Consider the following 17269-nt stretch of genomic DNA (forward strand, 5'->3'; position numbering starts at 1 on the left):
AATCAAACTTGTACGGGTCTTTTAAGAGTTCCCGGGCAAGGTCGCTTTGCGGGGCGGGAAGGGTTTGACCGAAATTGGTAACGGCTTTACCCTGTCGACGATACAGGTCGCTTTCGACCTGGTGAACCAGCACATTTCGGCTCCAGCCATGTTCTGCGGTTTTAGACACATAGAACAGGGCTTCTTCAACGCCTTTGCACTTCGTAATAATTTGCAGGTGGTGCCCCCAAGGAATCCGGGCAAGAAATTCCGGAATTTGGCGAACAGCGTCCTGACTATTTTGTTCCACGGACTGTGAGACAAACCCATTGTGATCCAGCAACTTTGGATCAGCAAATTGTGCAACAAGTTGTTGCACAATTTGCTGATCAGCCGTATAAAAGGCAACGAACTGACGGACATAAAACAAGTTTCGCTTGGAAAACCCCTTTATTTCTGGAAACTCAGTTATCAAGTCCTTGGCTAATTGCGGGATCAGTTTATCGCCCCATTCAGCAGCCTTTTCTTTCTCCAGAATTTCCTTTCCCAGCTCCCAATACAGGCCAATCAACTCGGCATTTACTTTAAGAGCCGCCTTGATCTGAGCCGAGCGAATACGCTGCTTGATTTCTGAAAGCCATTTCTTATAAGAAGAGTCTTGCAACTGCATTGAAAGTTTTTGGGTAATGGAAAAACAAATTTAGGAATTGTCAGAATACAGAAATCTGTCCTTAAATAGGACCTCCTTGATTACAATAGAGGCAGCCTATAATAAAGGAACGGGGCAGAGGTAGATTCTGCCCGTTACCAGTCGCACGGGCAGAGTTAGTCTTTTCGCTTACTTCCCTGCGCTGCCAAACTCTTAACACCATTTACCGAAGGAGTATCCATCTATAAAAGTCCGGCATTCACCGATTTGGGGCGAAAAAGCCTTCCGGACGACGGTATCTTTGACTTGTCAAACGATCCGATGACTGCTGAAAGCCTTTCAAAAAACAATATCCAAAGTTTAAACCGACCGATGCCATTATCCAGAAAAAGCCCGTTTTATCCGTAGTACCTTTTAAAAACGTCCAGATCCTGAAAAACCCAAGGCGTCCTTATCCTGACCAAACTAATCATCCAACGCCTTATAAAGTTGCCCCTCCTTCGCGAGGGGATTTTTATTTCTGAGGCAGACCTGAAGCAACAAACCGAACTTCAGAAAACATTGCAAACTTCAGAGGACACTACAGCGACAAAAAGACACTTCCAAAAGAAAAGGAAAAAAAAGACGCGAAGATAGCGGCCGGGCCTGCAAGAGCGAAAAGCTTTCTATATAACTAACTCCATGCGACCTCTTCAGAAGGAATTGCTCTGTTGGAACAACCTTAGTTATCGTTCTGGAAGCATTGACTCGTCAATATAGTTATTCCGGCATAAAGCTGAGGTATCAGTTTGGAGCATAATGTCCTGCACGGGCAGCACCAAAAGTTTGCGGCGGCATCCATCCACGGATTTATTCCTTTTCCATTTTGCCCTTTTGGCCCTGGGCCGCTGATCCCGGAGGCTTTCTTTTTTCCCTTTTTCTTCTGAAAAGGTCAATTTAAGAATGATGAGTAAGCTGAAGAGGTAACCTGGAATGTACCCCATTTTCATGGCTGTTTGCGCTTTATTTAGCATGGGGGTTTCTTTTGGGAAGTGTCTAATATCCCCTACCCTATTTATATAGAAATACTTCTTCGGGCGGATAACAAAATTGACTCCGTCGTCCTATCTTCTGGCAGATCGATAGGCGATTTGACTCTAAAGCCGTTCGCGGCGCTTGGACCAGACTTTTCTTTTCACCCATCCTTTGAACAGGTCGGGCTTAGAAACAAAAAAGTAAGAAACCGGTTGGATATAAAAGAGTGTTTAAGCTGAAGTTCAGCCTGGTAAAGGCTTTCAATAATGCTCATGTGTTTTTTGGGATCATGAAATGCCGGCAGTTTTGAACCCTTACAATGGGAGCCAATGGCTATGTTTGTATCAGCAAGCGAGCCGGAGATCAGGAAAGCAAAAAAAGAAGCACATAACTGGCAGTCGCTGCGCATCAGCAATTCGGGACTATTTCCAACTTTTTCATATGGCAAGCAATCGTTAGTCGCCCCTTGTTTCTACTCGGGGCTTTTTCATGCCCCATAATGGTTCCAGAACATTGCAGTTATGAAGTCGCGGACGGGCTTTAAATACGAACGCCCACCGGGGCGGGGAGGGTTCGTCTTAAATTTTATCCTTTTTATCCTAAATTTTTCATAGGGGTATTGAAGCAGCCTGATCATTGCTGTTCCCTCTTGCTGTTCATCTTCCTGTAGGAAGTGTTGTTGCTGTTATAAAACTTCTCGTTAACTCTCCGGATCTTCCGGTCCCGCTTTATTTCCAGGTTGCCCACCTGCCAGCCTTCATCCCTGCAGCTCAGCCCACGGCTGCTTTTTAACTCCCTGATGCCGTTCTCATAATCCCGACGGATAGTCAAGATCTGCTCGTCCCGCTCCCGTTCCGAAAAGGAGAAGGTACCGTGATCGGTGGCAATTATCTTTATCGGAGAGTTGGACGATTCCACAGCAAATACGGTAGTTAACGTGCTCAGTGCCAGTACGAGTGTCAAGATCTTTTTCATGGTTAGGTTATTTTGTTTTTCTGTATTAGCGGTTACGCATCTATGAGGCACAGAAGGCTGTAGTGTTTAAACACGGATTGTTAATTAAAGTGAAAGTCCGGAACAGGCCCCAATAGCCTTAACTCGAGCTCCTCCTAGCGGGAAAGCATAACGTATCAGTAACCAGTAGTTTAGGCGGAAGGTACAATCCGCTGGCGCCGGGCGCCTATGCCCGGCAATCAGCTCCCTACACCGGCTCACAGCCCTTTTGTAGGGCCGGTTAAGTGATCGAAGAGCAAATTCCTACCCAAGATCCCGGAAAGTAAGCACCCATAGCCTATGCCTGTATGGGATCACCGCCATGTAGGCGCCCTTTTTTCGGCAGATAAACAGGGCTTTACATAAGGCACCTCCAAAATCTTTAAAGCCCAAACGGCAGAAAGAAGGGTGGAACAAATTTTGCAGCTCATCAAATAGTTTTCATAGGGTACGGATTTAAAACGGGTTGGGGTTTCTACCCCGGACCCTTTTTTTGCAGCATACAGGAGCGGCTGCCAATTATGCAAAAGTGCAGGGGAGATCCAGGACAACGCCTTTACTAAAAGGTAAACCTGGTGCGCTTTTCTGTAAACTGCCCGGGAATTATATCCTGGCTTTAAGCTAAGGGCATCCGCATTTGGTTGCGGGCTAGCGAAGGACTTACAGTTGTGCTTGTTAAACGAAGGCGATCACGATACCTAATAGATGACCTGATCCCGCAGGATTCACCTACAAGGGCAAACCACTTTTTGTTTCAGGACGCCCTAAAAGACGACGAACCTGGAGCGGTACAATTCCCGGGCGCACTAAAGTTAACGCCCGGACAAAACCTTTACCGGGTGAAGTGCAGATTTTTTACCATTAGAATTGATGAGAAGCGCCTTGTAAAGGCAACATATCAAACAAGAACATAGGACCTAAGTGGGATGGCCGCATAGGTAAATTCCTGGTACCTGCCTGCAGCGTAAATGGTAGCAATGGTCCCTAAAAACATTCGACGGTGGTTGCGGCGGCTGAGCAGTTCCCATTGGGGCTCCGAGCCCTGATTGAGTCCGGCAGCCGGTACGAAACAATAAAGGAATACCGCAGCAGGTATTCCTTTATTGTTATAAAAGCACTTATGAAAAAGGTAGAAACAGGTCTAAGGTCGTCAATGCTGACCGTCCCGCCCTCAGCCTTCCTTCAACTTTAATTTGATTTTAATTTTCTCTTAAGAAAGGCTGGATGGGCCCCTGCCGGACGCTATGCCCCCGGTTGCCTGCACTTCCCTGCCTTATCGTTCATTTCCTGGCTTTCCGCCGAACAGGCTTTCCAAAGCGCCTAGCCCCAGACAGGTGGTGCACCTGCTGAAAACCATCTCTTCAAACCTTATTCATGGGTTCGATGAGCAAACGGAGCGCGGGCAACTGCGCTCTTTTTACAAGATTTACCTGGCCAAAAAAGACCAGGCTTCTGCAGTAGGTATGGTTGGGCTGCCAGGATCATATAAAGTGATGACTGTCATCAACTGTCTCCTAAAAGGATATTATTAGCTTAAGGGACAATTAAACAGCATGAAAAATATTTTGGTACCCACAGACTTCTCCCCCTGTGCGGATGCAGCCCTGAACTATGCATTGGAACTTGCTAAAAAAACAGACGCCGAAATCATTTTATTGCACTGTTGCGAACTGTTTGAGCCCGACTTTTCCAGTATCAAAGAATTAGTCAAAGAGCACAACGCGTCCCTGAAGAAAGAGCTTTATGGCCAGTTGAATTTTATAAAAGAGGGGATCACGAAAGCCTCCTCCCTGCAAGTAACCGCTTTGCTGTATGGCGGAGGCCAAAGCGTCCCGGATAGCATCCTCGAGGCAGCCCTGCATCATTCGGCAGACCTGATCATTATGGGCACAGAGGGCGCAACCGGGTTAACGAGGAGGCTGTTTGGCACCAAAACCGCAGCGGTGATCAACAACAGCCGCACTCCGGTTCTGACCATCCCACCTCATTGCAAGTGGTCTGAACCAAAAAGTATTTTACTGGCCATTGAGGAGCGCGAGCAGGCAAATGAAACACTGCAGCCTGTCTTTGAATTAGCCAGTTTATTTGGTGCAAATATATGCAGCGCCGTTTTTACGGAGGAAGACGCAGAGGTTTTCGAGGTATTGACCCATACCAGGAACCTTTATGTGACCCAGAAAAAATTGCAAAATTCCTTTGCAGGAACTCCTGTTGAGTTTATTCATCTTACAGGGAAAGACTTTCATGGGACCTTGCAGGAATTTGTGGCCGAAAGGCACATGGACATGCTGGCCATGATCACCCATAAAAGGAACTTCCTGCAAAATATCTTTAATAGCAGCAGGACGCAGAAAATGTCGTATCTGTCCAGAGTTCCTTTGCTGTCTTTACAGACCCGTCTGTAACGTCCCTCCCCAATAGTTTGTTGAAATAAAGAGCACCTACCCTAATTACCCTGAATGGAGAAAACAAGGATTCTTTTAGTCCTTTCTGCGAAACGCTGACAAGTATGTAGTGAATAAAACCGGAATATCATAACAGAAGCTTTATCGTTGCCATACAGCTACTCCTGACTCGAACTGATTAGAAGGATAGCGGGAAACCTTATTCGTATTTTCAAATTCCTATATTTATCTTCACTTTCGCGTAACACTTGATCTTCTAAACAAGTTAGTTTTAGTTGCGACTCCTGTTTCTACAGGAGTCTTTTGTGTATTGGGAACGGTCGCGGGGCCATCCTTTTCCATTTCATCCGGGACTTCTCGGTTGCCCGGATTGTTGCGACGGGTGCGGTGGTTTCAGAGGTCTCCTCAGGTATCTGTATTCATCCGTTACGATGTAGGCCGCGGCGATGGCGGGGCTGACTGTAATGCTGCGGGAAGTTTGGCTGGTCGATCAGTTATACCTGCCCTCCCGGGAAGCTTTCGGCTTAAAGGGGCCGGGCGGCAGGCAGGGATTTTTTTCTTATGGAAGCTGGACATGAAGATAACGCGGCCGGCAAGGGTGCTGTTCATACGCAGAAACCTCGCATGCAACCGGTTGGACTGTACTTTCAGGAACATGGATCCTCCTTCGGAAAAGACAAAGGCCGGGTCTTATGCAGAAGATCCGGCGATGCAACAGGGCCTTAAGTGCTCCAGGCTCTCGTAAAGGTCATGTATTAGCCATGCTTCTCTTATTTAAATTTGGCACTCAGCGATAAAATGTCCGATTGCAGCCCATCGCTACGCCTGTAGTGCCCATACCGCAGTTCCAGGCTGTTCCAGCGGTTGATGCCGAAAACGCCTTTGGGCGGCGACAGCCGTAGGCCTGTGCCGAAAAAATTACTGTTTACCTGGGACAGGTCGTAGTCGCTGGTGAAAAATGCTTCGGTGATCCGGTGGGCGTATTTGGGCGCAAAATAGTCCGCGGCGGTCTGCGAATAAAAGCGATAAAACGGGCTCAGCGAAACAAACGAGGTCAGCTTGACGGGGAGTTCCAGCTCCGCGGTATGGGCCCTTACGCCCCAGTCGTCCAGGTAGTAGCGGTAAAAAGAGCGCAGGATGAACCGGTCGCCCCAGAAGTAGTTGGCCCGCAGGCCCAGGGGCAGCTTCAGCCGGCTGCCGGGCAGCTCCTCCACACCCACGGCCGTGCCGGCAAAATACACTCTCTGGTACTTGGTGGCCAGCAGTCCTTCCTGGTAGGTGGGCTCGGCCAGCACCAGCACCTGCAGTTGCTCGTTGACCACCTGCGACAGGGAAAAGGAGGCACTGTAGGAGCGGCGGGGTTCGTGGGACCCTATTTTCGTTCCCGGCGCTCCGGTGGCCCCTCTCAATTCGATCGGCAGGATCACCTTCCAGCTGTCGAAGAACCCCTGCAGCTTAGCGGTGAATTCCCGGTTACGGTCTTTCGAGGTTTGGGTCACGTTCACCCCCGCCCCCAGGGAGTTGTAGTCGTACTCATTGGAAAAGGAGGCATTCAGGCCGAAGGCGAAGCCCCGCTTTTCGTTTTGCACGTTCCAGGAAAGGGAAGGATAGATGCGGTTATCGGAATAGGAAGGGGAAGTTACCTGGTAGGGGTCGATATTGTCCGAGGAGGCGGAGGTGTAATGGTCCACGCCCAGCTCGAAGGCCCAGTTGTGGCGGCGGTCGTGGCGGTCGTATTTCAGCAGCTTCAGCTCGATGGTAGTGGCCACGTCCGATAATTTTTCGGTCCCTTCACCGCCGGTAACGGCTGAATGGCTGCCGTCCTGGTGGTAATAGGCCGAAACGAAGTTGACCTCCTCCAACTTCAGCTTTCGGGGTTTGTAGGCCGCAGTGTCGGTGCTGTTTTGCGCAAATGCGCCGATCATGCCCAGGTACATTCCTAAAACAGACAGGTAGATTTTTTTCATAGATTGCTGCGTTTAGTTACACCCGCACCCGCCGCCGGTTTTGCCGCCGTTGGCCCCCGAGGCGCCCTCGCGGTACAATTGGAAACTTTGTTCGAACTTTTGGGTCTTACGGGCCGACAATTCCATTTCGGTATCATTGAGACGGTTCTTCTGGTATTCCTTCACCGCCTTGCAGGAGGGAAGCAGCAGGAGCAGTGGAACCACGGCAGGAAGTATAGAAGGAAGCCTCTTTTTCATTTATACCAGTTTAACGTTGTTGGAGGTAAACAGCCGGTCCTGGTCGTCAATGAGGATGCAGGCCAGGTGGTGCATCTGGTTGATCAGGTCCAGCCCGGCTTGTCGGCCCATCACCATCACCGGTGTGGTCAGGGCATCGGCAACTTCTGCATGGCTGCTGATGACTGTTACACTTTTAATGCCCGTTACCGGGTAACCGGTTTTCGGGTCGATGGTATGGGAATAGCGTTTGCCGCCGATGAGGGCAAACTTTTCGTAGTTGCCCGAGGTAGCGATGGCCTGGTTGCTGATATTGAGGTAAGAGAAGGGGTAGAGTTTGGCAGCCGGGTCGGCAATGGCCACTGTCCAGGGCTTGCCGCCCGGCTGTTCCCCCCAGGTGACGAGGTCGCCGGAGGCATTGACCACTCCCGAGGAAATGCCCCGTTGCTGCAACACTGCCTTAGCCCTATCTGCGGCATATCCTTTTCCGATGCCGCCAAATCCAATCCGCATGCCTTTTTCTTTTAAAAAAACAGTGCCAGCGGCGGCATCAAGGAGGATGTTGCGGTAATTGATGAGCCGGACCAGCTTGCGGGCAGTAGCCGGGTCGGGCAGGGAGGTCATGTTCGTGTCAAAGTTCCAGAGGCTTTTATCCAAAGAACCATAGCTGAGGTCAAAAGCCCCCTGGGTAAGGGCCGATATCTTCTGGGAGCGGTAAATCAGGTCAAATACTTCCGGATCCACCCGTACAGGGGCGATGCCGGCATTTTCGTTGATACGGGCGGTCTGACTGCTGTCGCTGAAAGTGGTCAGCAGCCTTTCGATGCGGCTGATCTCGGCCACGGCGGCATCGATGCAGGCACCCGCCTCTGCGGCATCGGTATGCACCACGCTGACCTCAAAACGGTTGCCCATCAGGCGCAGGCTGCGCTTATGCAGGGTGGGCGGCTGCCTATTGGCCTCAATGCCCGCTATGGAGGAGTGTGTTGATTTCATCTGCAAATTGCCGGGGAGTTTCTTCGGGATAACCTTCCCACTGCTTCAGGACCTTCCCGTTTTGATCCACCAGCACCGTTAACGGGAAAATGCCCTTGGGATTGTATTGGTCGGCCAACGCTTCGTTGCATTTTACCTGTTCCTTGGGCAACTGGTGCTTTTTAAGGCGCGGAAAGTCGGCGTTCACCAGTACCAGGTCTGCTGACGCCTCCTGTTCAAAAGCCCCGGATTCAAAAATTTCCTCGTGCATACGGATGCAGGGACCGCACCAGTCGGAACCCGAAAAATTGATCAGGATGGCCTTGTGCGACTTAGCCGCTTCTGTTTTCGCAAGGTTGAAGTCGGTCAGCCAGGGAGTGGTAGAGAGCAGGGAAAAAGCCGGATACAGAAGGAGCGCCAGTAATTTCATGGGATGTGGTTTGGCCGTAAATTACCCAAAACGGCGGAAAAGCATGCCAAAGAAAAGGTTATTTAACAGGATATCCATTCAGGAGCAGGCTGATTGGAATAAGGATTCCATCCTCTTTATCTTGGGGGTAAAATATGTTCTATCAATGCCTCAGCAAATCCCCATATACGACAAAAGCGAAACAGGACGCCTGATAAAAGTTGAGCCGTTTAAAAAAAGCATCCGGAAAACTACCCCCCATAAACACAATAAGTACCTGGAGATCATTTACCTCTCCCAGGGCAGCGGTATCCACTCTATTGATGGGGAGAATTATCCAGTCCAGCCCCCGGTAGTTTTTGTCGTCCGCCAGGACCAGGTACACTGCTGGGAACTCGAGGCAGAAGCGGAGGGTTATGTGGTCATCTTAAAAAAGGAATTTGTTGAAAAGGTCCTGGACAAAGAACTCAAATCATTGCTCGTTCACCTTTCTACGCGCTGCTGCCGGTCCTTAAAGAAGGCGGACCTCATCGAAATTGTGTTCCAGCTGCTGGCGGAGGAATCCAATACGGCCGGGGAACAGCCTTCACTCCTGCTGGAAGGCCTGCTAAAGGCCCTGCTGGCGAAAATGCTGGACATGGCAGAACCGCTTCTACCTTCGTCCGCTTCCCGGGAGGACCTTTATAATGCCTTTATCCAGCTACTCAACGCGGATGCCGGTATACAGAATAAAGTAGCCGTTTACGCTGAAAGGCTTCATACCTCTCCCCAGAACCTGAACGCGGCCTGCCGCAGGGCTGCCAACCAGTCTGCCCGGGAAGTGTTGTCCGGCTATGTGCTTAGCGAAGCCAAGCGCCTGCTACTCTACACAGGTAATACGGTTTCGGAGATCGCCGCCACCCTGGAATTTACCGATCCGTCCCATTTTGTAAAATTCTTCAAGCGCCTGACCGGAACAACGCCTCAACTCTACCGGACCGGAGGCGCCTGATACCATACTATTTTCAAAGATACCATGACGCCCGCAGCTTAATACTTAACTTTAGAAGCCCGGGTTCATGGATGTGCTATAAATACATGATCCTAAATTCTCCAAACGCTATATCCAGGAAAAAGAAAAGTGCAACGCAGGATCGCCATATTTCTTTTAGTCCTCCAGCTGCTGACCGGCATGGAGTTTTGCCAGTTTTTAAAGTTGCCGGTTTTAGTACAGCACTACCGCGAACATAAAAGGGGGGATAAGGACCTTTCTCTTCTTGCATTCCTGAAGACGCATTATTGCGTCGATGATTCAAAGAATGCGGACTACGCACGGGACCAGCAACTGCCCTTTAAAGCCGGTACCGCCATACAGGTCCTTATGCAACAGTCATCCCTTCCCGAGTCCCGTCTTGTCCTTGAGGTAACTTTCCTGGAAATAAATCAGGATCCGGTTCCCCGCTATACGGAAAACCTCCTTTCCGGCCTTCGAACCGAGATATTCCAGCCGCCCAAAGTTTGCTGATACTTCCTGGCCGCCTTACGGTGGATGGCCCGGGCTTACAGGCTCTCCCGGTTTCTTTTATAGAGATCGAGCACCCTTTTGCCCTGCTTACCAGGAGTCTTTTCTTATTTATCCGCAACCACTGCATTGCGCGGAGGGGCGCTTGTTCCCAGGGGAGGAGATGCCTGCAGCGCCGGAATCATCCTGATTCCGGGAAACGGAAGCAGGAGGATCGGATCCTTCCTTACCTGCCTTGCGGTTAAAGTTCTGTGGCCGGCTTCTTTTATGGAGCCAGAGCCTTCATTTTTCCTGCACTCCAGGATCGATTCGCCGTGGCAACTGCAGAAGGCAACCAGCCTTCAGCACGCTGCTGTACGGCCTGTTCTTTCACTATGTAAAACAAACAGCATGAAGCTTCTGGAACAATACAAGCGCCTGGCTTTTATGTCCGGACTCTCCGTGCTGCTGCTGGGCGCCCTAATTTATTATTTTGTCCTAAGGACCGCCCTGCTACAGCAGCTGGACCTGGCCCTGGAGGTAGAAAAGGAGGAAATTCTGGATGGGGTAAACAAGCGCCATACGCTGCCCGCCCCCAGCGTGTACCAGGACCAACGCATTTCCTTTGAAGCCGGCAGCGGCCTGTTTCCTGCGTATTTTATCTCTTGTCAGCTAACCCTGCCTGAAGAGCACCGGCAAGAGCTGAGCCGCCAGCTGGTGTTCCCGGTAACCCTAAACGGGCAGGTCTATAATGTAACGGTGAGCAAATCGCAGGAAGCGACCGAAGAGCTGGTACGCCTGCTGGTCGGCATTACGGCCGGCCTGGCATGTTTGATGGCCACAGTCCTGTACCTGGTGAACCGGCTGGTGCTGAAAACCTTGTGGAAACCCTTTTACAGCCTGCTGGAGGCCCTGAAAAATTTTGACCTGAATGCCCCGGCCCCTTTAGCGGCAGTAAAAACAAAGATTGTTGAATTCCGGGAGCTCCACGAAGGTTTGCGCCTGATGAGTGAAAAGGTGTTGAGCGATTACCGGGCGCTCAAGGAGTTCACGGATCATGCCTCCCATGAAATGAAAAATCCCCTGGCCCTCATCAATTCCAAACTGGACGTGTTCATCCAGGACCCGGCACTCAGCGAGGGGCAGTTACGGCAGGTGCAGGGCATTTATACAGCTGTGGGAAGCCTGTCGCGGATGAGCAACGCCCTGTTGTTGCTGGCCCGCATCGAGAACCGTCAATTTAAGACATTGCAGGAGGTGCACCTCAAAGCATTGGTACAAGACAAAATAGACGAACTGGACGAATGGATCCGGGCCAAAGCGGTAACCGTTACCCTGGACCTGCAAGAAGGAAGTCTATCCATGGACCGGGAACTGGCAGCCATCCTGGTCATCAACCTGGTCAGCAATGCCATCCGGCACAGCGAAAAAGGGGCGCAGGTCCGGATCGCATTGTCGGATCGGGAGCTAACGATCAGCAACCCGGGCCGCCAGGCGCTGGATGGACAACACCTCTTCGACCGCTTTTACCGGGCGCAGGGGTCAAAAGGCACTGGCTTGGGATTGGCTATTGCCAAACAGATCTGTGACCAATACGGCTATATGCTGCGCTATGATTTTAAGGAGCGGCGGCACCAGTTTACCCTGAAATTTTAGAAGGAACTTCAACGGAAGCACCTGCTGCCGGGCGGCGGCATGCCGGGAAACAGGTGCCCAAGGGTATTTGCCGGGATGGGCTCCTGCCGCTATTTGGCCTGCAGGGGAAAATCCATTTTGAAATCGACTTTCATTTCGTTGTCCACCGGCATCATCAGCAACGAGGGCCGGTCGATCTTGTGGTCGGTGAGCAGCACGGTAAAGCCTCCTGTTACAATGCGGTGGCCTTTGACATCCTGCTCGCTGGCGTCAAAGCTGATATTCTTTCCCACGCCGTGGAAGTTCAGTACGCCCTGAACGGTGAGGCGGTGGTTGGCTTCGGAAACGGAGGTGCTGGAAAAAGTGACATTGGGGTATTTGAGCGCCTCGGTGGCTTCCAGCATATGGGAGTCGCGGTTGGAGTTGTCGCTGTCGAAGCTCGACACCTTGGCCAGCACCGCCACCTTCCGGACGGCTCCGGCCCCTTCGTCGTACTCGATCACCGCATCCACGTTGCGGCTGGTCGCCTTGAAGCTATGCAGGGGATGGCTCATATGGTAGGTGATGGTGGAGGTTTTCTTATCTGCGCGGATCGTTTTTACGGCGGTGTCAGGCGCTGCGGAAAGGAGCAGGAGCACCGGGAAAAATATGGTTGCAGCATTCATGATGATTTGCTTTAAAAGGGTTTAATGAATTAGGGACGCGGGTTTGCCCCCGGCTGGGGCAGCAAAAGAAGTTTTTTACAAGTGCCCCGGAATGCCGGGACACTTGTAGAAAAGGATGAAGGTCAACTAAAAATGGTTGCCTCAGAACTTGATGACCACGATGGCCGCGGTAAAGGTGCCAAAGGTGCCCAGGGCGGCCGCACGGTGGTAGGGTTTGAGGTCGGGGTTGTCCTCGATCTTGCCGGCCAGCACATTGGTGACGACCATGCCGGTCAGGTGGGCGATGGCCAGCCACTTGTGCAGGCGGATGGAGGTCACGCCCTTGTCGCGGTTGATGAGCGGTGGCGGGGCGGTCAGCGACATCAGCGCCGTCAGCGTGTAGGTAGTGATGATGCCGCCGGCCAGGGCCTCGTGGGTTTCGAGCATTTTCTCATTGCCCTTGTAGAGTTTGTACCCGACCACCCCCTGGGCCGCCATTTCAGCGGCGGTGATAAAGCCCAGCACCTGGTGCAGGGTGAGCATCGTGCGGCGCAGGCGCAGCTCTTTTTCCCGCCCCTGCGGGGTGAGGGGCGCCCAGCCGAGCTTACGGTACAGGCCGCGCTCGCCCCAGAAGGCACGTTGGGTAAAAAGCATTTTTTGGGGAAGCAGCGCTTCCCTGGACGTATCGCTTTGAAGGGACTGCAGCAGGGTGTCCGCCTGGGCAAAGCTCTGGGCGCTCAGCAGGATCAGGGACAGCAGCAGGGGTATTTTTTTCATGCTGTTTGTTTTTGGCAATGAACGAATGGGGCATGGAACAGCGTGCTGAAGGCCGCTTGCCTTTTGCTGGCTGCCATGGTTCATAAATAGAGAGGGTGTAAGACGCCTTTCGCCGTTCGTTTGTGAACGACGGGCCGTCCTGTAGGCGCCAGGACTGCGGGCAGGCATAAAAGTTCAGGAAACACGGGGAGGATGGAAGATGCCGTAGTGTGGAGGCGAAAGCAGGTTACGCATATAGTGGACGAAAACTGCCTGTTTTACCGCTCCGTAGGGAACGCGCAACACAGGGGGAGAAGCCGGAATAAAGGGAAGTTGTAAAATTACCCGTAAAGCGGTATCCGTTTTAAAGGGCAGTTGCTGGTCGCGTGCGTAGTCCGCGTTCCTGGTATCATCAATGAAATAGTGCGTCTTCAGAAACGATAGCAAAGACAGCTCTTTATTGGTCCGTTGATGCTCATAATAATGTTGGGCCAGGACAGGAAGCTTCAGGAGTTGATACAGCCCCACATGCGTCAGCAATTGTAGCGACAGAAGCAATATGGCAGTAATGCGTTGCACGGTTTCAGGTTCTTAAAATTAAACAATTTGCTTGCAGGGGAGCTCGTGCGCTTCATTTTTTTCTTTTCGCTGCCTGCGCTTACTAGTCCTTTCCGCTTTCGGCAATGCCGCTCCGGCCTGCGTTTCCTTCACTTTTATGATGAAGGTCAGGTTTTCCCCGACTCCTTCTTTGTAGTATTGTGCCTTTCCGGTTTCGAAGAGAAATGCGGCTTCATTCTTCCTGGGCTGTGGAAATATAGGAATACCAACCCGGGCCGGCAGCAAATCAGCGGGCACTTAGATGGGCTTGCCTGTGGAGTGGAAATGGTAAAGATGACTGTGCTTTCTTTTCACGGAAACCTATAGTCGATTGTTGCGAATGGCATTGCTGCCGTGCCTGCCTTATGTACCCGTCAACAACTAACGATTCATACCATGTTAACGAAAAGCCGATCCACTGTTGCGAGGCCTGCCGCCTTGCCTTTGCTGCCTGAAGCTCGGTCCGCCGGGCAACGGGAGAAAACAATAATAGAAAAAATAGTGTTTTCGCCTGGCGCGCCCGGACCCAGCCGGGAGGAAGCCCTGTCCCCGCAGCTTAGAAAAAGAACCCTCACCAGGGACTTGGGCAATTTCAATTGCCTGTAAGGAGCGCTGCTCCTGACCGGGATTTTTCTTCCCATACCATACTCCGCTGTTCGTCCTCTGGCGAAGTGTTGTAAATTTATCAGGCGCCGGGTAGCCCTTTGCAAAAAAAACTGCCGATGCAGTTTTCTTGGGACTTTAGCGCTGGGTATTCATTTTACAGAGCTTTAGGATATATATGGCTGTAGGAACAGCGATGAGTACGGTTCCATGATGTTGCAATGGTTGTTCTCGGTAGCTATCGTCCGGTAGGGCGGCCGATGTGATGAACGACGGATGAGTGCAGCAGCACAGCGACGCTTCGAAGGACCGGTTTTTCAAACAGCCCCGGGCATTGCAAGGCCCTTTGATTACCGCTGCTATTTTATATGATATAAACCAGACCAATAGACGCTCCAAAAAGAACTCTTCTTTTTGCCGGGATCGTTTTGTTCCTGCTCCTGCCGCCCGCCTGGCGCGGAAAAAGGTGTACGGGCTTTCCCAGGCTTAAATGGAGGGGCACTGTTGGATGCCGTAGGGGTGCTCTCATACGGACATCGCTTAATGAAATATCTAACGGAAACCTAAATACAGCGATATGAAACAGATATTTTCCTTCCTGCTGGCAATGGCGGTTACCGGGCTGGTCGTTGTGTCCTGTTCCAAGGATGACGAACAAACCGTCAGCCCCAAGCCCCCGGCCCCTGAGAACCCCGACAGCGGCAACACCTGCGCCACCGCCAACATGAAATTTTCCACCGATATCCGGCCCATCCTGGTGGCCAATTGCTTTGAATGCCACGGAAACGGGGAAGAGGAAGAAGGTGTCAATTTCGATACCTACGAAGGGGTACGGAAGGTGGCCAAAAATGGCGAACTGGTCGGCACCATTTCCCATGCGCCCGGGTATAAGAAAATGCCCTATAAGCGCGCCAAACTTCCCGATTGTGAGATCGCCAGGATCAAGGCCTGGGTGGACCAGGGATACTTGAATAATTAAAGAAACCTTAGACTGGGGTTATTCGGCTACAAGGAGCAACAATCGCCAAATAAGAGCCTCTCCAGTATGCTCCTAACCGGCGGAACCATAACCGAGTGCCCCGGGGCTAAGGCTTATTTTCCCATGATTTCCAACTTATGATCGGTCCACCGCCAGGGAGAAGGCTTTGGAAGATTTGCGCAACAACAGGATCGTCAGCACCATCACTCAGAGCAGGAAAACTCCGATAAGGACGCATTGCCCGGCGGGCGTTACCGCAGCACGGCCATCTTTCCCGTTAGCATCCATACCTTACTTTTCCCTTTCAGGCTGATGCGGTAATAATAGCTTCCCTTGGGATGGGCGGACACATCCACGTATTTGCTGTAGGTGCCGGCCCTGGCCGCTTCATGGGCGATGGTGGCCACTTCCCTGCCCTGAGCATCAAACAGCCCGATGGAAAGCTTCCCGTCCGCCGGCAGTTCGTACCGGATCAGCGAGGTGGCCGAGACCGGGCTGGGTACATGGAACAGATGCAGGCCATCCTTTTCCTGCCGCGCAGTTATGGCGGCAGCAGCGGGTGTGTACTTGAGGGTGACAACGTCGCCCAGGGTGCCGGCGCCGGTGCTTTCGCCGGTCACGTACACATTGCCCCTGCCGTCCACGGCTATGGCGGTGGCCTGGTCATTGTAATTGCCGGTTCCGTTAAAGGTTTGCACCCAGCGCTGGTTTCCTGCTGCATCGTATTTGATGGTGACGTAGTCGTCCCGGGCGCCGGTAGAGTAGACCCTTCCGGTAACATAGATGTTTCCCGGGGCATCTACCGCCAGGGCTATGTGCCGGAGGCATTGTATTGCAGGGTGGCATAATCATGGTCGGTGGCGCCGCCATCGCTGGTGCCGGTCACGTACACGTTACCCAGGGCATCCACGGCCAGGGCACGGGCCGAATTGTAATTGGTGGGGCCGCCATAGGTGGCCATCCATTTCTTCGATCCGTCCGGCCCGTATTTTACGGTGCCGAACTGGTTGCCGCTTTCCCCGGTAATATAGGTATTTCCGGAGCCGTCCACCGCCAGGGAATAAGCGATGTCGGAAGACAGGGCCGTGGAAAAATCGTATCGCTTGGTCCCGGCCGTGCTCACCTGGGCAAAGGCCAGTGCGGGCAGCAGGAGCAGGCAGGTAAACAGCCATTGAAGGCAGCAGGGATTTCTTTTTTTCATAACCCGGCATTTAACAGGTGAAAGAAATAGGTACCAGCCCCATAGGATGCGGGAGTGGAAGATGCCTGTTCAAGCAAAGAAAGGCAGGCGCCCGGAACAGAGGAACATTAAAGAAGCCTATGATAGTAATCACCTTTTTATATATTGTAAAATGATAATTTTAATCAAAACCTAGCATATGATCTCCCGACTGAACAATGAACAGATGGAAGAACTGCTGAAGCAGCAGTGTATTGGACGTATCGGGTGTCATGCAGACGGAGTGACTTATGTAGTACCGATTAGCTATGCATATGACGGCCGGTATATTTACGCCCACACCCATGAAGGAATGAAGGTGCAGATGATGCGGAAAAATCCACAGGTTTGCTTTGAAGTGGATGATACGGCAAACATGGCCAACTGGAAAAGCGTGATCGGATGGGGTGAGTTTGAAGAATTAAATGAACCCCAGAAACGCATCCAGGCACTGGACCACCTGCTCGGGCGCAAGCTGCCCTTTAATTCCAGTGCTACGACGCACCTGGGCCCCTGCTGGCCATTTTCCGGAAGTGACCCTGGCGAAATCAAGGGAATTGTTTTTCGCATTCTCTTACAGAAAAAAACCGGCAGGCTGGAAGTGCCGGATAACTAAGGATGCCCCCAAGAAGTTATAACACCGCTCCTGCGGTTTTCCTCAAAGCAAAGGACGCACCCGGGAATGGGGCACGGACGTTCGTGCCCCATTCCCGGATGCTCCTCCTTTCCATCCTGCAGGGCATTAAGGT

Annotated in this window: 18 protein-coding genes; 6 read left to right on the top strand and 12 right to left on the bottom strand. The window is 51.8% G+C overall.

From position 1 onward, the window contains the following. From V9K67_RS15185 to V9K67_RS15195, 3 genes are all read right to left on the bottom strand, one after another. Positions 1–649, bottom strand: a 649-nt coding sequence (locus V9K67_RS15185; protein ID WP_336723845.1) for a DUF1016 N-terminal domain-containing protein, incomplete at its 3' end; no start/stop codon positions are given. A 704-nt stretch (positions 650–1353) separates the two neighbouring features. Continuing rightward, positions 1354–1641, bottom strand: a complete 288-nt coding sequence (locus V9K67_RS15190; protein WP_336723847.1) for a hypothetical protein — start codon at positions 1639–1641, stop codon at positions 1354–1356. Positions 1642–2275: 634 nt separating this feature from the next. Further along, on the bottom strand, positions 2276–2617 hold the full coding sequence (locus V9K67_RS15195; protein WP_336723849.1) for a hypothetical protein: 342 nt from the start codon (positions 2615–2617) through the stop codon (positions 2276–2278). 1571 nt (positions 2618–4188) lie between these two features. On the opposite strand from V9K67_RS15195, the gene V9K67_RS15200 reads away from it, so the two are divergent. Continuing rightward, positions 4189–5040 carry a universal stress protein gene (locus V9K67_RS15200; protein ID WP_336723851.1) on the top strand — a complete coding sequence of 284 codons (852 nt, stop codon included), beginning with the start codon at positions 4189–4191 and terminating at the stop codon, positions 5038–5040. Between the two features lie 770 nt (positions 5041–5810). Here the strand turns inward: V9K67_RS15200 and V9K67_RS15205 are convergent. From V9K67_RS15205 to V9K67_RS15220, 4 genes are read right to left on the bottom strand one after another with little or no spacing between them, the layout of a single operon-like run. After that, the gene (locus V9K67_RS15205) at positions 5811–7007 is read right to left on the bottom strand and encodes a DUF3570 domain-containing protein (protein ID WP_336723853.1); all 1197 of its coding nucleotides are present in this window, start codon (positions 7005–7007) and stop codon (positions 5811–5813) included. 12 nt (positions 7008–7019) lie between these two features. Then, entirely contained in the window at positions 7020–7244 is a 225-nt protein-coding gene (locus tag V9K67_RS15210; protein WP_336723855.1) for a DUF4266 domain-containing protein, read from the bottom strand. After that, positions 7245–8219 carry an FAD:protein FMN transferase gene (locus V9K67_RS15215; protein WP_336723857.1) on the bottom strand — a complete coding sequence of 325 codons (975 nt, stop codon included), beginning with the start codon at positions 8217–8219 and terminating at the stop codon, positions 7245–7247. Beyond that, positions 8185–8628, bottom strand: coding sequence for a thioredoxin family protein (locus V9K67_RS15220; protein ID WP_336723858.1), 444 nt, complete (start codon positions 8626–8628; stop codon positions 8185–8187). The genes V9K67_RS15215 and V9K67_RS15220 overlap by 35 nt, the downstream gene beginning before the upstream one ends. 10 nt (positions 8629–8638) lie before the next feature. On the opposite strand from V9K67_RS15220, the gene V9K67_RS15225 reads away from it, so the two are divergent. From V9K67_RS15225 to V9K67_RS15235, 3 genes are all read left to right on the top strand, one after another. Continuing rightward, complete coding sequence (locus V9K67_RS15225; protein ID WP_336723860.1) at positions 8639–9598, top strand: helix-turn-helix domain-containing protein; 960 nt, start codon at positions 8639–8641, stop codon at positions 9596–9598. 129 nt (positions 9599–9727) lie between these two features. Further along, the gene (locus tag V9K67_RS15230) at positions 9728–10111 is read left to right on the top strand and encodes a hypothetical protein (RefSeq protein WP_336723862.1); all 384 of its coding nucleotides are present in this window, start codon (positions 9728–9730) and stop codon (positions 10109–10111) included. 387 nt (positions 10112–10498) lie between these two features. Continuing rightward, positions 10499–11743 carry a sensor histidine kinase gene (locus tag V9K67_RS15235; protein WP_336723864.1) on the top strand — a complete coding sequence of 415 codons (1245 nt, stop codon included), beginning with the start codon at positions 10499–10501 and terminating at the stop codon, positions 11741–11743. An 89-nt stretch (positions 11744–11832) separates the two neighbouring features. Here the strand turns inward: V9K67_RS15235 and V9K67_RS15240 are convergent, their stop codons facing one another. From V9K67_RS15240 to V9K67_RS15250, 3 genes are all read right to left on the bottom strand, one after another. Further along, a complete protein-coding gene (locus V9K67_RS15240) occupies positions 11833–12387 on the bottom strand; it encodes a YceI family protein (protein WP_336723865.1) in 555 nt (184 codons plus the stop codon). Between the two features lie 141 nt (positions 12388–12528). Next, the gene (locus V9K67_RS15245) at positions 12529–13143 is read right to left on the bottom strand and encodes a hypothetical protein (protein ID WP_336723866.1); all 615 of its coding nucleotides are present in this window, start codon (positions 13141–13143) and stop codon (positions 12529–12531) included. Positions 13144–13317: 174 nt separating this feature from the next. After that, complete coding sequence (locus V9K67_RS15250; RefSeq protein ID WP_336723867.1) at positions 13318–13701, bottom strand: hypothetical protein; 384 nt, start codon at positions 13699–13701, stop codon at positions 13318–13320. 1198 nt (positions 13702–14899) lie between these two features. On the opposite strand from V9K67_RS15250, the gene V9K67_RS15255 reads away from it, so the two are divergent. Next, positions 14900–15301: a c-type cytochrome domain-containing protein gene (locus tag V9K67_RS15255; protein WP_336723868.1), complete on the top strand. Its 402-nt coding sequence runs from the start codon at positions 14900–14902 to the stop codon at positions 15299–15301. 251 nt (positions 15302–15552) lie between these two features. On the opposite strand, the gene V9K67_RS15260 is transcribed toward V9K67_RS15255, so the two are convergent. Together V9K67_RS15260 and V9K67_RS15265 are read right to left on the bottom strand one after the other, a co-directional pair. After that, positions 15553–15999 carry an SBBP repeat-containing protein gene (locus V9K67_RS15260; RefSeq protein ID WP_336723869.1) on the bottom strand — a complete coding sequence of 149 codons (447 nt, stop codon included), beginning with the start codon at positions 15997–15999 and terminating at the stop codon, positions 15553–15555. 113 nt (positions 16000–16112) lie between these two features. Next, positions 16113–16502, bottom strand: coding sequence for an SBBP repeat-containing protein (locus V9K67_RS15265; RefSeq protein WP_336723871.1), 390 nt, complete (start codon positions 16500–16502; stop codon positions 16113–16115). Between the two features lie 178 nt (positions 16503–16680). On the opposite strand from V9K67_RS15265, the gene V9K67_RS15270 reads away from it, so the two are divergent. After that, complete coding sequence (locus V9K67_RS15270; RefSeq protein WP_336723873.1) at positions 16681–17136, top strand: pyridoxamine 5'-phosphate oxidase family protein; 456 nt, start codon at positions 16681–16683, stop codon at positions 17134–17136. Positions 17137–17269: the final 133 nt, after the last annotated feature.

The organism is Huijunlia imazamoxiresistens (assembly GCF_037132455.1).
GTDB lineage: Bacteria > Bacteroidota > Bacteroidia > Chitinophagales > Chitinophagaceae > Flavisolibacter > Flavisolibacter imazamoxiresistens.

What these genes read in the sequence shown, in the direction of transcription:
- V9K67_RS15190 (WP_336723847.1), bottom strand. Translation starts at nt 1,641, where the DNA reads ATGCTAAATAAAGCGCAAACAGCCATGAAAATGGGGTACATTCCAGGT.
- V9K67_RS15195 (WP_336723849.1), bottom strand. Translation starts at nt 2,617, where the DNA reads ATGAAAAAGATCTTGACACTCGTACTGGCACTGAGCACGTTAACTACC.
- V9K67_RS15200 (WP_336723851.1), top strand. Translation starts at nt 4,189, where the DNA reads ATGAAAAATATTTTGGTACCCACAGACTTCTCCCCCTGTGCGGATGCA.
- V9K67_RS15205 (WP_336723853.1), bottom strand. Translation starts at nt 7,007, where the DNA reads ATGAAAAAAATCTACCTGTCTGTTTTAGGAATGTACCTGGGCATGATC.
- V9K67_RS15210 (WP_336723855.1), bottom strand. Translation starts at nt 7,244, where the DNA reads ATGAAAAAGAGGCTTCCTTCTATACTTCCTGCCGTGGTTCCACTGCTC.
- V9K67_RS15215 (WP_336723857.1), bottom strand. Translation starts at nt 8,219, where the DNA reads ATGAAATCAACACACTCCTCCATAGCGGGCATTGAGGCCAATAGGCAG.
- V9K67_RS15220 (WP_336723858.1), bottom strand. Translation starts at nt 8,628, where the DNA reads ATGAAATTACTGGCGCTCCTTCTGTATCCGGCTTTTTCCCTGCTCTCT.
- V9K67_RS15235 (WP_336723864.1), top strand. Translation starts at nt 10,499, where the DNA reads ATGAAGCTTCTGGAACAATACAAGCGCCTGGCTTTTATGTCCGGACTC.
- V9K67_RS15240 (WP_336723865.1), bottom strand. Translation starts at nt 12,387, where the DNA reads ATGAATGCTGCAACCATATTTTTCCCGGTGCTCCTGCTCCTTTCCGCA.
- V9K67_RS15245 (WP_336723866.1), bottom strand. Translation starts at nt 13,143, where the DNA reads ATGAAAAAAATACCCCTGCTGCTGTCCCTGATCCTGCTGAGCGCCCAG.
- V9K67_RS15255 (WP_336723868.1), top strand. Translation starts at nt 14,900, where the DNA reads ATGAAACAGATATTTTCCTTCCTGCTGGCAATGGCGGTTACCGGGCTG.
- V9K67_RS15265 (WP_336723871.1), bottom strand. Translation starts at nt 16,502, where the DNA reads ATGAAAAAAAGAAATCCCTGCTGCCTTCAATGGCTGTTTACCTGCCTG.
- V9K67_RS15270 (WP_336723873.1), top strand. Translation starts at nt 16,681, where the DNA reads ATGATCTCCCGACTGAACAATGAACAGATGGAAGAACTGCTGAAGCAG.